The organism is Methylomonas sp. BW4-1, assembly GCF_052474385.1.
Genome location: NZ_CP184125.1, coordinates 1,121,380 through 1,133,837 on the forward strand (window position 1 = coordinate 1,121,380; position 12,458 = coordinate 1,133,837).

Here is a 12,458-nt window from a genome sequence, read left to right on the forward strand (position 1 = left end):
TTCTCTCAGGTTCTCCGGAATCCGCTGTGTGTAAGGCGTAAGGCTCTATCCCAGCCACCTGTAAAAGCGAAGTTGCCTGCGGCATCCTGTGATTTTTTGATCAGGAGTAGGTATGGCCGTTACATCAAAATGGCACCAGCATATTAAAAGGTGGCAAAGCAGCGGATTGACGCAGGCCGAGTACTGCGCGCAGCAACACATCAATGTCAGAACCTTTACGGCGAGACTGAGTGAATATCGCAAGTTGTCTGCGGCCGATTCGGCTGCTTTAGTACCGGTACAACTTGAGCCGACTAAGCCGCCCTCATCTGTGACAGCACCTACGACAGCAACCATGGTCTTGACCCATGCCCACGGTCATCGACTGGAGCTTTCGCCTCCGGTGTCGGCGGCTTGGGTGGCAGAGTTGCTCCGATGTCTGGCTTGATCGATTACCCTGCGCAGATTTGGTTGGCGGTGGCGCCGGTGGACATGCGGCGTGGTCTGGATGGCTTGTCGGCCATTGTGCAGCAGAGTCTGGGGCATGCGCCGTGTGCCGGATCGGCATTTATCTTTCGTAACCGGGCCGGCAACCGTTTGCGCCTGTTGCTGTGGGATGGCAATGGCGTATGGTTATGTCAGCGCCGTTTGCATCAGGGTAGTTTTGTTTGGCCCAAGGTTGGCGATGCAGTGTTTGCGATGACTCAGGCGCAGTGGCAATGGTTAATTACCGGTGTCGATTGGCAGCGATTATCGGCTCAGCCGCAAGCGGAATGGCAGGTTTGAATGAGGGTCAAAACGGGACCGTAATAAAACCACTAAAACTCAGTCATATCAAGGCTTTCAGCGGATGATTGCGGTATAATAACCCCATGAATCTGTTGGCAAAACTTGATCAATTGAACCTGGAGCCGACCACCAAAGTCGAGGTGTCGGCGCTGATTCAATCGCTGATCGAACAGGCGGAACGGGATGCCAAAACCATCCAGACCAAAGACGCGACCCTTCACGCCAAAGACCTCAAAATTGAGGCGCTGACCTTTGAACTGGCCTATTACAAGCGCATCCGCTTCAGTCGCAAAAACGAAAGCCTGGCCCCGCTGCAGCGGGATGTGTTCGAGGAAACCTGGAATACCGATATGTCGGCCATTGAGGCCGAAGTCGAACAGTTGCAAGACGAGTCGACTGGCGAAACGGTAGCCAAGCCCAAACGTCCGCGCGCCGGTCGTCAACCGTTGCCGGATCATTTGCCGCGCATTGAACATCGCCATGAACCGGAGTCCTGCGCCTGTGGACACTGCGGTAAAAACTTAGTCAAAATCGGTGAAGACGTCACCGAGCAATTGGACGTCGAACCGGCCAAGTTTTTCGTGCATCGGCATATTCGCCCGCAATACGCCTGCCGAAATTGCGAAACGATTACCGCAGCACCGATTCCACCGGCCGTGATTGATGGCGGCCTGGCGGCGACCGGTTTATTGACCTGGGTGATGATTGGCAAATACCTGGATCATCTTCCGCTGTACCGGTTGGAACAAATCGCCGCTCGCGACGGGGTGATCTTATCCCGCTCCACCCTAGCCGATTGGGCGGGTCGACTCGGTGTCGCCTTATCGCCCTTGGCCGACCGACTGGCCTGGCATTTATTACAGCGAGCTAGCTTGCACGCCGATGAGACGCCGGTGCCGCAACTCGATCCCGGTAACGGTAAAACCAAGAAAGCCTACCTATGGGCTTATCGCAGCAATGACTTACAACCGGGTCCCAAGATCGTCGTCTTCGATTATCAAGCCAGTCGCGGTGGCCGCTATGCGCAGCAGTTTCTGAGGGATTGGCAGGGGCATCTGTTGGTGGATGACTACGGCGGCTACAAAGCCTTGTTTGCCGCTACCCGCGCCCATCCCGAAACGCAACGCCTACTCAAGCCTTGTATTGAACTGGGCTGCATGGCCCATGCGCGGCGCAAGTTTTTCGACCTGTTCCAAGCCAGTCAGAGCCCCGTTGCACAAGAAGCACTGAATCGCATCGCCAAGCTGTATGCGGTCGAAGCCGAAGCGCGAGATGTCAGCACCGACGAGCGAAAACAGCTGCGCACCGAAAACAGCCTGCCTATCCTGGCCGAACTACACGACTGGCTACAGCAAGCCCGCCTGCGCACCGCACCGAATAGCGCCACGGCCAAAGCCATCGACTACAGTCTGAAACGCTGGGTTGCTTTAACCCGTTACGCCGAAACCGGCGATCTGCCCATCGACAACAATCCGATCGAAAACAGCATTCGTCCCATTGCGCTGGGCAAAAAGAACTGGCTGTGTGTGACACGAAGGAGGACTCGTGAAATAGCATTCAAGATAGCAGCATGAGAACTCCATGCTCCAAATTGGATGGAGGAAGGCCCTCCGGTCAGGACTTACAGGAGTACTGACCAAACGACCTGGAGCTGCTCAATCCTAAGGGGTTGGGTGGTGAGCGTTCCAGGAAAAGGCAGAGAGACTACTGTCACGTAAGACTTGGAAAGTTGAACGCAAGTGAACTGATCGACGAAGCATCGAAATCTGAGCTGATGTCAAAATGGGGTTATATAGCCGCCCCCTGAAGAGCGTGGAAGTTACCTGTTTACTGGCCACGCGGCATCCGGTGTTAAGACAGCAAGAGTCCAAGTCAGGCCAGTTTGGGGAACGTGTGAACCTGCTTCCGGCACGCATTAGGAAGCAGGGACGGACATGTCCGTAGTAGTGATGAAGGGGTTGTAATGATTCCGGAGCGAAGGGGCATGGATCACTGAATTGCACATTTCACAACTCAGATAGAGGATGATGTGATGACGCAAGACAAAGCATTCGAGATACCCAAAGCGTTAGTCTGGAAATCTTACCTGGACGTACGTAAGAATCGCGGAGCCGCAGGGTGCGATGGTCAAACCATCAAGCAGTTCGATGAACACCGGGACAAAAATCTCTACAAGATTTGGAACCGCCTATGCTCAGGCTGTTACTTCCCACCGCCGGTACGGGAAAAGAAAATACCGAAAGGCGATGGCAAAGAGCGGGTGTTGGGCATTCCCACGGTATCGGACCGGATCGCGCAAGGAGCGGTTAAGCTGTTCATGGAGGAAAGGCTCGATCCTATGTTCCATCCGGACTCTTATGGATACAGACCGGGAAAATCAGCGCACCAAGCCCTAAAGCAGTGTGCGCAGCGATGCTGGCGATACAACTGGGTATTGGAAATTGATATCAGTGCCTTCTTCGACAATGTCAGGCATGATCTAGTCATCAAGGCGCTGGAACATCACCAGATGCCGAGATGGGTCATCCTGTACTGCACCCGATGGTTGGAGGCGCCGATGCAGGCCGAAGGACAGTCAGAGCTGAAGAAGCGGGACATTGGCACGCCGCAAGGTGGCGTCATCTCGCCGTTATTGGCTAATCTGTTCCTGCATTACGCCTTTGATCGCTGGATGGTACGACAGTATCGACACCGGTCTTTTGAACGGTACGCCGATGACATCGTTTGCCACTGTAGCACGATGAATGAAGCGATGCACTTGAGGGAAGCCTTAAGGAGCCGATTTCAATCGGTTGGACTGACCATCAACGAAGCGAAATCAAAGATCGTGTACATTGACACCTTCGAGCGCTTCAATGTCGAAACCAGCTTTACCTTTCTGGGTTACGATTTCAAGGTCAGAACGCTGCGCAACCGTAAGGGTCAGCTGTTCAGGAAGTGCATGCCGGGCGCATCGAAGAAAGCCATGAAGCAAATGACCCAAACCGTCAAGAGCTGGAAAATTCATCGCTCGACGACGGAATGTGCCGAGGAACTGGCGAGGCGATACAACGCGGTTCTACGCGGTCTGGATCAACTACTATGGCAAATTCTGGTATCGAAACTTCAGCTATCACTTGTGGCGGGTCTTTCAATCCAGACTCCTGAAGTGGGTGCAAGGCAGACATCGATGTTCGGTGAAGAAAGCGGAGCAAAGACTCGCGCTACTGAGAAAGGAAAAACCTGATCTCTTTGCCCACTGGTATCTACTTCGTGCAGCGAATGTGTGATCAAGAGCCGTATGACGGGAGACTGTCACGTACGGTTCTGTGAGCAACTAAGGGGTGAAACTCCCCTTGGTTGACTCGACTTGCAGGCTCAGAACGCGCCGGTCAACGTGCTGCGGTCATTCAAACCTTGCTGGGAACCGCCAAACTCAACGGCCTTGATCCAGCTGCTTGGTTAAAAGACACCCTGGAAAAACTTCCGACTTGGCCCAACAGTCGCATCGACGAATTACTACCTTTCAGTAGCATGGATTAAATCATAACGGCAACTAGCTGACGATATGGTTGGGCTGTTCGCTTACTGTAAGGCAGCCAGGTGGTTCGAATCCAGCCCGCCAAACCTGCCCGGCCCTCGTGCGCCATATCCGTGGCGATGAGTTCTAGCCGATTGACGCTAAATCCCTCGGCTTTCAGCATCGCTCGGTATTCATCGACCCCTGGAAATGTATACGGAAATTCGAAGCCTTGAAAATATTCGGACCACTGTGCCGACATGGTGACTTTGTCCATCGTGGCCTGTATCTCCGCCACATCGCCTTGGCCGCCCATGCGCAACAGCAGTTTGCCGTCCGGTTTCAATCTGCGATAGAGACCGGACAGTACCGGACGGTGGTCATCGACCCAATGCAGCACGGCGTTGGAAAACACCCGATCGAAGCACGCTTCGAAACTCAATGCGCGTGCGTCCATGACCTGAAAGCGCAGATTGGGATGGCGATCCGGCGGGTAGCGGCGGCGGGCCAATGCGATCATCGCCGGAGAATAGTCAACGCCAAGTACCGACCCGTTCGGTAGTGTGCAGGCCATTTGCGCCGCGACCCATCCGTCGCCGCAACCCAAATCCAGTACGGCTTCATTTCCGGTCAGAGTTAGGCGCTCGATCAATTCGCCGGCCCAACGCTTTTGGACATCGGAGTGTTGTGAGTAATCCCCGGCGTCCCATTCGTAGGCGTTCATGACCTATCTCTTGTGGCTTCGGCGGCGATCAGCACCGTGTCTACAGTAAAACTGCCGTCAGCCTCGATGGCGAAGTAGTCGGCCACTTCTCGCGGCGCACCCTGTTGCAAACTACGAAGCGCCGAGACGTGGGTGAACGGAGTTCCCATGCGTTCGATCCACGCGCTAAATGCCAGCGGGAGGCGAAAAGTTTGGACGCTCGCGGTTCTAAAGCCGGCCGCCGCCAACAACGCTTGCCATTCGGCCAGCGAGCGGTCGCGGACATGCGAAGGATCGCGCAGCAATTCCAGGCTTTGCAGCCATGTGTCCAGCAAAGGCGTTCCCGGACTGAGCACGTCCATCAGCAATATCAAACCGTTTGGCCGCAATACCCGGCGCATTTCAGCCACCGCGGCGGCGGCTTCGGTCCAATGGTGCGCACTGTAGCGGCTAACGACCCAATCGAAACCGGCATCGGTAAATGGTAGGGTTTCGGCAGATCCGGCTTGGATCGAGATATTGTGTAATCCGCGCCGTTTGGCCTCCGCATCGACCACAGCCAGCATCGCATCGGACAAATCGAAAGCCACCACTTGTTGCGACAGCGGCGACAAGCGAAAGGCGACATGGCCGGCACCGCAACCCAGATCCAATCCCGCGCCCGGCGAGCGGGCGCCGATGATTTCGTCCATGCGTACCAGGTCTTCGCCCTGGGCATGGGTAGTGCTGGCAAGATAATCTCGGGCGTGATCGCCGAATTGCCCGGCGACCAGAGTTCGGTGATGTTTATCGTTCGTCATAGCGAATCCTTCGTTTGTGGATGAGGGCTTATTGTTCGGCGATTGATAAACCGGTACAAGATGATGATTTATCCTGGTATAAATGCCACTACTATGAGCGAATCCTATCCCAAACGTCTGCTCGGCGCATTCATCCGCGCCCATCGCGAACGGCTGCCGCCGAAAACAGGCGGAAGGCGGCGTACACCCGGCTGGCGGCGTGAAGAATTGGCCGAGGCTGCGTTGGTCAGTATCACTTGGATCACTTGGTTGGAACAGGGGCGCGACGTGACGGCATCGCCGGCGGCTTTGTCTCGCTTGGCCGATGCATTGCGCTTGACGCCGGCGGAGCGCGCCTCGCTGTTCGATTTGGCCGGCAAACGAGATCCCTTGGCGGCGGCCGAACCTCAAACCGAACTGCCATTAGACTTGCTGGCGTTGCCTAGGCATTTCAACGGACCGGCCTATCTGCTGGATGCCGGCTGGGCGGCCAGGGCCTGGAACACGGACGCCGCCGAATTGTTCGTCGGCTGGCTGGATGTGGAAGGCCACGAACGCAATCTTTTGCGCTTCGTGTTTTTGGAATCCGCCGCCAAAAAATTGCTGGCCGACTGGCCGGAGCGCGCCCGGCGGTTGACAGCCGAGTTCCGCGCCGATTTCAGCCGCCGGCCTACGGATGCGGCGTTGCAGGCTCTAATCGACGCGTTATCGTCCGGCAGTCCGGACTTTGTACATTTTTGGCAAGAGCAAGCGGTATTGCACCGCGAGGGCGGCGAGCGGTGTTTTCACCATCCGCAACGAGGCGTGCTGCGTTTCGTGCAAACTACGTTGCTCGTTGCCGCGCAGCCGGATTGCAAGCTCGTGTGTTTGCTGCCACTATGTGAATGATGAATTGGTGGTTTGAAGCAATCGGCAATGGATATTGTTGTCGCCATATTTAGGGATTTTTGCATATCCCCTCTATCAATTACAGATGCTAATGGCAAGGACGACGCACACATTAATGACATTTACCTTGACGGTATTGGATTATTTTCTTTAAATGGCTGGGCTTGTACTCAGGGCGGGGCGGAATTCCCCACCGGCGGTATCTCGGGTTTCGCCCCGGGGAGCCCGCGAGCGCCGCAATCTCTGTTGTTGAGAATGCGGGTCAGCAGATCTGGTGAGACGCCAGAGCCGACGGTCATAGTCCGGATGAAAGAGAACGGCGCCAAGTATTCCACACGCTTTTTCGTGTCCGGAAGGCTTGTTTCTGCTCGTAAATATTATCTTTCTGCCCTGATTCTGGTGCTTCCATAACTTTATTTAGGAGTAATACCATGAATCAGACGTTATTGGCCCCATTCGGCGATGCGAACGAACGCGTGGAATGCGCGTTAGCCGCTTTGCGCCGAGGACAAGGGGTGTTGGTCACCGATGACGAGGCGCGCGAAAACGAGGGCGACCTCATATTTGCCGCCGAAACTCTTAATGTTTCGCAAATGGCTATGTTGATCCGATATTGCAGCGGCATCGTTTGCCTCTGTTTGCCGGAAGAAAAAACCCAATCTTTAGGGTTGCCGATGATGGCAGAGCACAATTCCAGCCGCTTCAGTACGGCTTTTACCGTTTCAATCGAAGCGGCTCACGGTGTTACCACCGGCGTCTCGGCGGCTGACCGGGTACGGACTGTGCACGCGGCGATTGCGGACGATGCCAAGGCGGATGATTTACGCCGACCAGGCCATGTATTTCCGTTAAAGGCTCGTCCGGGCGGTGTATTGGAGCGCGCCGGTCACACCGAAGTGACGGTGGATCTAATGCGGTTGGCGGGGCTTAAGCCTTACGGCGTGTTGTGCGAACTGGCCAATCCCGATGGCTCGATGGCGCGCTTGCCGGAAATCGTTGAGTTTGGCCGTTGCCACCAGATGCCGGTATTGACAGTCGCTGATGTGATTGCCTACCGTTTGGCACGCGAAGCGCCGGCGTTATCTTTGGTATCGGAACGTTTGACCGCTATCGCTTGATACTAATCGGCAACCCCGGTCGTCACGGCGGGGTTGCTGTTTTCAATCGGATAGCTGTGGTTTTTACCGCATCAATGTGTGTCACGGCGTGAGCCGTATCCGTTTCGGCCAGTGCTACATCCTGCCCATTATCGTTCACGATGCCAAATAACGGCATGAATCTGATTTAATCGCAAGCATCGGAGTTTTGAATATCGAAATTTAGCGCCTATTGTCTGCGATTTGATCTGGCAAGCGGGCTGTATCATTGCGACCTAACGCCGGGTTTTTCTAAAAAGTGCGCTGCTCCGCAACCCATTTTGTAGACAGGCTTCGATAACTTTTATTCGATTTTCCAACCGATAGAATGTCCCATGGCTTCAGCATCGATCATCTGCAACAAAAATTATTCGTCCTGGCCGTTACGCCATTGGCCGGCTGCGGGGCAAGCGGAAACCGGAATCATACAGGCGTTAAAAAATGAAAGCTAAGGTTTGGGCGGCATTGTTGGCCGTTTATCTGGTGTGGGGATCGACTTATTTGATGATCCGCTTTGTGGTCGAGACGCTGCCGCCGTTTTTGTCGGCCGGATTGCGTTTTGTCGTTTCCGGCGTCATTTTGCTGGCTTGGCGGCGTCTGGCTGGCGATGCCGTGCCGACCTTAAGACAGTGGCGTTCGGCCGCCATTGTCGGCATTTTGTTATTGCTCGGCGGCAACGGCTTGGTCTGTTGGGCCGAACAAACCGTCCCGTCCGGCGTCGCCGCGCTGATCATCGGCGCCGTGCCCATGTTTCTGGTGATTGCCGACGCATTCAGACCTAACGGCGTCAGACCGACGTTACGCGTACTGGTTGGTCTGATCATAGGCTTTATGGGCATTTACCTGCTGGTCGGTCCGTCGGTGTTTTCGGACGGTATGCCGTTAAACATGCCCGGTGTGGCGGCGCTATTGCTCGCCAGTTTGCTTTGGGCCGTTGGTTCAATCTACAGCAAAACCGCGGATTTGCCGAAGACGGCGCTGATGACGACGGGAGCGGAAATGCTGGCCGGCGGATTTGCCTTGTTGGTTGTCAGCGTCCTGATCGAAAAATGGAGTGTCTTCAGCCTTGCCCAGGTATCGGCCGACTCATGGCTGGCCCTGGCCTATCTGATAGTGTTTGGCTCGATGATTGGTTTCGCATCCTACGCCTGGCTCCTGCAGAACGCACCGATTTCGCTGGTAGCGACTTATGCCTACGTTAATCCGCTGGTGGCGGTGTTTTTAGGCAACTGGTTCGCGCAAGAACCGCTCACGCCGCGCATTCTGAGTGCATCGACGATCATCATTGGGGCTATCATATTCATGAACAGCGCGCACGGTTCACGGGCCAAACCGGCGGTGGAACGAGGCGTGAGCAAATGATGCACCTCAACAGGTGTGAACCCCCTCTTGAGTCTCGGCGCGGAACGCAAAAGCGGAAATAGCATGAGATTGTTTGCTCATAATCGAACAGTCGATATGGCGGTTTTTAGAGTCTTGAAGAGCCATTAACTGTAATCAAATTTGATCGCTTGGTTATTACAAAAAACCGAGCATCGCCGCTTTAACGGCCGCCGAAGTTTTATTGGTTGCATTTAATTTCGCCGCGGCATTGCTGATATGAAAATTGACGGTCCGCTCGGTTATTTTCATGATGCTGGCTATTTCCCCGGCGGTTTTACCATCGGCAGTCCAGCGCAGTACCGCAATCTCGCGGTTCGATAGTTTCGCATCCGCTTCCGGCAGCAATTTGGGCAACAAGCTGCGCGACAAGGCAATATGCGCATTTTGGGTCAACCAAGCCATTTTGAAAGCCTTGGCCGCGAGCTCGGTTTCGCTAAGCGGCTCATCGGATCGCGCCAAAGTGAGCATGCCGGTTGCGCCGTGGACATCCCGCATGGATTGCGCCCAACCATAACGCAACCCGAACGAACGCGCTTCCTCCCAAAACGCCGCCGTTGAAGCGAACAAACCATCCGTCCACAGGATGGGTAGAGGCGAGCGCAGGGCATGTTTGACGGTGGGATCGATCGCACAATAGTTTTTTGTCTGATATTGCGCTTGCCAAGCCGTTGGATAATTACTTTTCTTCACGATTTTCGGATTGCTCAGAGGCAGCGCCAACCGGAGTCCGTAGGCGCAATAATCAAAACCCAATTCCGCACTTAACGAAACAATGGTTTGGAAAAGCTGATGCTCGCTATCGCTAGTTTGCAACGCTTGAAGTTGAATTTCTTGCCAAGGTTTCATGGGACTACCGTCGTTAGAACTGTTCGAAAGCTTAACCTAAAGGGTGAAAACACCGAAACACAATGTCCGGACTATTTACTACCAACCAAGCAAAATAGCGATATGAGCTGTCAATATTGACAGTTGTTGAGCCAATGTAAATAGCGTCTAATCCGACAAAGTGGGTAGGCGTTTCAGCGATACCCTGTATTTTGTTTTAAGCCAATAGCCACCCTTGTGATTGTTAAGCCGTAGCCATGACTCCCGATATTTTCATTGCCGATACCGACGCGGAAATTCAAGCCTGTTTTCCGGTGTTCAGCGAGTTGCGCCCGCATCTCAAGCAGGAACAGTTTCTAGCCCAGGTTCGTCGCCAGCAACTTCAGTCCTACCAAATTCTGGCTGTTAGACGACAAGGCGCCGTTAAAAGCGTGGCGGGTTTTCGTTTCGCCGAGTTTTTGGCTTGGGGCAAAATAGTGTACATAGATGATTTAGCCACGCTCAGCGGCGAGACTTCGCAAGGTTTCGCCGGCGCATTGCTTGATTGGCTGATCGAGCATGCGCAAGCGCGCGGCTGTTAGGGCGTACATTTGGATTCCGGTTATCAGCGCCATCATGCACATCGGTTGTATCTTAACAACGGCTTTCAGCTCTGTGGCCATCACTTTTCCCTGACACTCTACACCTAGCTTTGCAATGAAAATACTGGCTTTATCGGGCAGCTTACGGGCGGAGTCCATTAATTCCGCCGTGTTGCGCACTGTAAGGCATTTGGCGTCGGCCTCGATCGAAGTCTGTTTGTTTTCGGGGCTTGGCGACTTGCCTTTATACAATCCGGATTTGGAAAACGCGCCTCCGGCCGTTGCCCAGCAATTGCGCAACGAAGTAGCCGTAGCGGATGCCTTGCTGATCGCCAGCCCGGAATATGCCCACGGCGTTACCGGCACCATCAAAAACGCACTGGATTGGTTGGTGGCATTCGAGGGCTTTGCCGACAAACCGGTGGCGGTATTGAACGCCACGCCGCGCGCCCATCATGCCGATGCCGCGCTCCGGGAAACCTTGATCACGATGTCTGCCACACTGATCGAGGCGGCATCGATCACCTTGCCGTTGCCGAGCGCGAACATCGGCGAAGCAGACCTGCTGGCTGCGCCGGAAATAGCCTCGTTACTGACCGGTGTGTTAGCGAAAATCGAACGCGCGGTGAAGACGTCGACGGCGATGAAACCCTACCTCGGCAGCAGCCTTTATATCGACAGCCAACATTCCTCGATCGTGGCGCAAGCCGCAAAGTTGGCGGACGGCTGCGCCGATGATGAAGAAATCGCCAAACGCTGTTTCGAATTCGTCCGCGACGAAATCAAGCATAGTTGGGACTACCGGCTGAATCCTGTGACCTGCAAAGCCTCCGAGGTGTTAACCTACGGCACCGGCTATTGTTACGCCAAAAGCCATTTGCTGGCAGCGCTGTTGCGTGCCAACGGCATTCTGGCGGGACTTTGTTACCAACGCCTGACGCTCGAAGCCGACGGTTCGTCTTATTGTCTGCACGGTTTGAATGCCGTCTATTTGAAACGCTACGGCTGGTATCGGATGGATGCCCGTGGCAATAAGCCCGGTGTGGCGGCGGAATTTTGTCCGCCGTTGGAAAAACTGGCGTTTACCCTCGTCGATCCGTTGGAACAAGATTTACCGGGCATCCTGGCCGAACCTTTACCGGCCGTCGTGAAAACTCTCACCGAAAACCAAACCGTCGAGCAGGTGTATGACCGCTTGCCCGACATCGAATAAACCCAGGATGGTCAACACTATGAAAAGTATTTGCGTGTACTGCGGCTCCAACCCCGGCCGGCAAGAAGCTTATTCCAACGCCGCCCGAAGCCTCGCCCGATCGCTGGTCGAACGAAACCTAAAGCTCGTCTATGGCGGGGCCAGTGTCGGCATCATGGGCTTGATGGCCGACACGGTATTACAACTTGGCGGCCAAGTTGTCGGCGTGATTCCGGAGGCGCTGGTGCGAAAGGAAATCGCGCATCGCAACCTGACCGAACTTCACGTCACTCAATCGATGCACGAACGTAAAACCCTGATGGCCGATCTTGCCGACGGCTTTATCGCTTTGCCAGGCGGGATAGGAACGCTTGAAGAGATTTTCGAGATTTGGACTTGGGCTCAGCTGGGATTTCACAACAAACCTTGCGGTTTGTTAAACGTCGAAGCTTACTTCGACTCGCTCACTACGTTTTTGGATCATGCCGTAGCGGAACAGTTTGTCAAAAAGCCGCACCGCTCAATGTTGATGGTCGAGCGCGATCCCGATGCGCTGCTTGAACGATTCTCTTGTTACCAACCGCCCGTTGTTCAAAAATGGGTAGGGAAGGCAGAAACATAAGCGTCGGCGTAGGCAAATTATTTCGTCGGGATGCGCAAAAAATCTGCGTAGGCTCGTAAATTCAAACATGAGGTGAAGCGCC

Annotated in this window: 12 protein-coding genes, 2 pseudogenes and 1 riboswitch; of the genes and pseudogenes, 11 read left to right on the forward strand and 3 right to left on the reverse strand. The window is 54.6% G+C overall.

The genetic code is table 11. The annotated features are described in order from the left end of the window. Positions 1 to 112 precede the first annotated feature (112 nt). From tnpA to ACH5Y9_RS05025, 5 genes and pseudogenes are all read left to right on the forward strand, one after another. Positions 113 to 427 (forward strand): IS66 family insertion sequence element accessory protein TnpA, encoded by a 315-nt coding sequence (tnpA, locus tag ACH5Y9_RS05005; protein ID WP_445368754.1) that lies wholly within the window; start codon positions 113 to 115, stop codon positions 425 to 427. Next, positions 415 to 765, forward strand: a complete 351-nt coding sequence (gene tnpB, locus ACH5Y9_RS05010; RefSeq protein ID WP_445368755.1) for an IS66 family insertion sequence element accessory protein TnpB — start codon at positions 415 to 417, stop codon at positions 763 to 765. The genes tnpA and tnpB overlap by 13 nt, the downstream gene beginning before the upstream one ends. Before the next feature lie 86 nt (positions 766 to 851). After that, positions 852 to 2,324, forward strand: a pseudogene (gene tnpC / locus ACH5Y9_RS05015) (IS66 family transposase); the annotation flags it as partial. Between the two features lie 476 nt (positions 2,325 to 2,800). Beyond that, on the forward strand, positions 2,801 to 3,994 hold the full coding sequence (ltrA, locus tag ACH5Y9_RS05020; RefSeq protein WP_445368756.1) for a group II intron reverse transcriptase/maturase: 1,194 nt from the start codon (positions 2,801 to 2,803) through the stop codon (positions 3,992 to 3,994). Positions 3,995 to 4,119: 125 nt separating this feature from the next. Beyond that, positions 4,120 to 4,290, forward strand: a pseudogene (locus ACH5Y9_RS05025) (transposase domain-containing protein); the annotation flags it as partial. On the opposite strand, the gene ACH5Y9_RS05030 reads toward ACH5Y9_RS05025, so the two are convergent. Beyond that, positions 4,287 to 4,991, reverse strand: coding sequence for a class I SAM-dependent methyltransferase (locus ACH5Y9_RS05030; RefSeq protein WP_445368757.1), 705 nt, complete (start codon positions 4,989 to 4,991; stop codon positions 4,287 to 4,289). The pseudogene ACH5Y9_RS05025 and the gene ACH5Y9_RS05030 overlap by 4 nt on opposite strands. Further along, complete coding sequence (locus tag ACH5Y9_RS05035) at positions 4,988 to 5,770, reverse strand: class I SAM-dependent methyltransferase (RefSeq protein ID WP_064041232.1); 783 nt, start codon at positions 5,768 to 5,770, stop codon at positions 4,988 to 4,990. The genes ACH5Y9_RS05030 and ACH5Y9_RS05035 overlap by 4 nt, the downstream gene beginning before the upstream one ends. A 93-nt stretch (positions 5,771 to 5,863) precedes the next feature. On the opposite strand from ACH5Y9_RS05035, the gene ACH5Y9_RS05040 reads away from it, so the two are divergent. From ACH5Y9_RS05040 to ACH5Y9_RS05050, 3 genes are all read left to right on the forward strand, one after another. Next, positions 5,864 to 6,637, forward strand: a complete 774-nt coding sequence (locus ACH5Y9_RS05040; protein WP_445368758.1) for a helix-turn-helix transcriptional regulator — start codon at positions 5,864 to 5,866, stop codon at positions 6,635 to 6,637. Between the two features lie 162 nt (positions 6,638 to 6,799). Next, positions 6,800 to 6,959, forward strand: a riboswitch (FMN riboswitch). Between the two features lie 109 nt (positions 6,960 to 7,068). Then, entirely contained in the window at positions 7,069 to 7,755 is a 687-nt protein-coding gene (gene ribB / locus ACH5Y9_RS05045) for a 3,4-dihydroxy-2-butanone-4-phosphate synthase (RefSeq protein ID WP_445368759.1), read from the forward strand. Between the two features lie 459 nt (positions 7,756 to 8,214). Further along, on the forward strand, positions 8,215 to 9,135 hold the full coding sequence (locus ACH5Y9_RS05050; protein ID WP_445368760.1) for an EamA family transporter: 921 nt from the start codon (positions 8,215 to 8,217) through the stop codon (positions 9,133 to 9,135). Between the two features lie 156 nt (positions 9,136 to 9,291). Here the strand turns inward: ACH5Y9_RS05050 and ACH5Y9_RS05055 are convergent, their stop codons facing one another. Then, positions 9,292 to 10,002 (reverse strand): autoinducer binding domain-containing protein, encoded by a 711-nt coding sequence (locus ACH5Y9_RS05055; protein ID WP_445368761.1) that lies wholly within the window; start codon positions 10,000 to 10,002, stop codon positions 9,292 to 9,294. 236 nt (positions 10,003 to 10,238) lie between these two features. Here ACH5Y9_RS05055 and ACH5Y9_RS05060 point away from each other — a divergent pair, with 236 nt between their 5' ends. The 3 genes from ACH5Y9_RS05060 to ACH5Y9_RS05070 all read left to right on the forward strand — a co-directional run bounded on the left by ACH5Y9_RS05060 (position 10,239) and on the right by ACH5Y9_RS05070 (position 12,376). After that, positions 10,239 to 10,562, forward strand: coding sequence for a GNAT family N-acetyltransferase (locus tag ACH5Y9_RS05060; protein WP_445368762.1), 324 nt, complete (start codon positions 10,239 to 10,241; stop codon positions 10,560 to 10,562). A gap of 115 nt (positions 10,563 to 10,677) precedes the next feature. Next, positions 10,678 to 11,775, forward strand: a complete 1,098-nt coding sequence (locus ACH5Y9_RS05065; RefSeq protein ID WP_445368763.1) for an NAD(P)H-dependent oxidoreductase — start codon at positions 10,678 to 10,680, stop codon at positions 11,773 to 11,775. Between the two features lie 19 nt (positions 11,776 to 11,794). Next, on the forward strand, positions 11,795 to 12,376 hold the full coding sequence (locus ACH5Y9_RS05070; protein ID WP_445368764.1) for an LOG family protein: 582 nt from the start codon (positions 11,795 to 11,797) through the stop codon (positions 12,374 to 12,376). Positions 12,377 to 12,458: the final 82 nt, after the last annotated feature.

Coding starts and splice junctions, on each gene's coding strand:
- tnpB (WP_445368755.1), top strand. CDS start 415: ATGTCTGGCTTGATCGATTACCCTGCGCAGATTTGGTTGGCGGTGGCG.
- tnpA (WP_445368754.1), top strand. CDS start 113: ATGGCCGTTACATCAAAATGGCACCAGCATATTAAAAGGTGGCAAAGC.
- ltrA (WP_445368756.1), top strand. CDS start 2,801: ATGACGCAAGACAAAGCATTCGAGATACCCAAAGCGTTAGTCTGGAAA.
- ACH5Y9_RS05060 (WP_445368762.1), top strand. CDS start 10,239: ATGACTCCCGATATTTTCATTGCCGATACCGACGCGGAAATTCAAGCC.
- ACH5Y9_RS05070 (WP_445368764.1), top strand. CDS start 11,795: ATGAAAAGTATTTGCGTGTACTGCGGCTCCAACCCCGGCCGGCAAGAA.
- ACH5Y9_RS05040 (WP_445368758.1), top strand. CDS start 5,864: ATGAGCGAATCCTATCCCAAACGTCTGCTCGGCGCATTCATCCGCGCC.
- ACH5Y9_RS05050 (WP_445368760.1), top strand. CDS start 8,215: ATGAAAGCTAAGGTTTGGGCGGCATTGTTGGCCGTTTATCTGGTGTGG.
- ACH5Y9_RS05035 (WP_064041232.1), bottom strand. CDS start 5,770: ATGACGAACGATAAACATCACCGAACTCTGGTCGCCGGGCAATTCGGC.
- ACH5Y9_RS05030 (WP_445368757.1), bottom strand. CDS start 4,991: ATGAACGCCTACGAATGGGACGCCGGGGATTACTCACAACACTCCGAT.
- ACH5Y9_RS05055 (WP_445368761.1), bottom strand. CDS start 10,002: ATGAAACCTTGGCAAGAAATTCAACTTCAAGCGTTGCAAACTAGCGAT.
- ACH5Y9_RS05065 (WP_445368763.1), top strand. CDS start 10,678: ATGAAAATACTGGCTTTATCGGGCAGCTTACGGGCGGAGTCCATTAAT.
- ribB (WP_445368759.1), top strand. CDS start 7,069: ATGAATCAGACGTTATTGGCCCCATTCGGCGATGCGAACGAACGCGTG.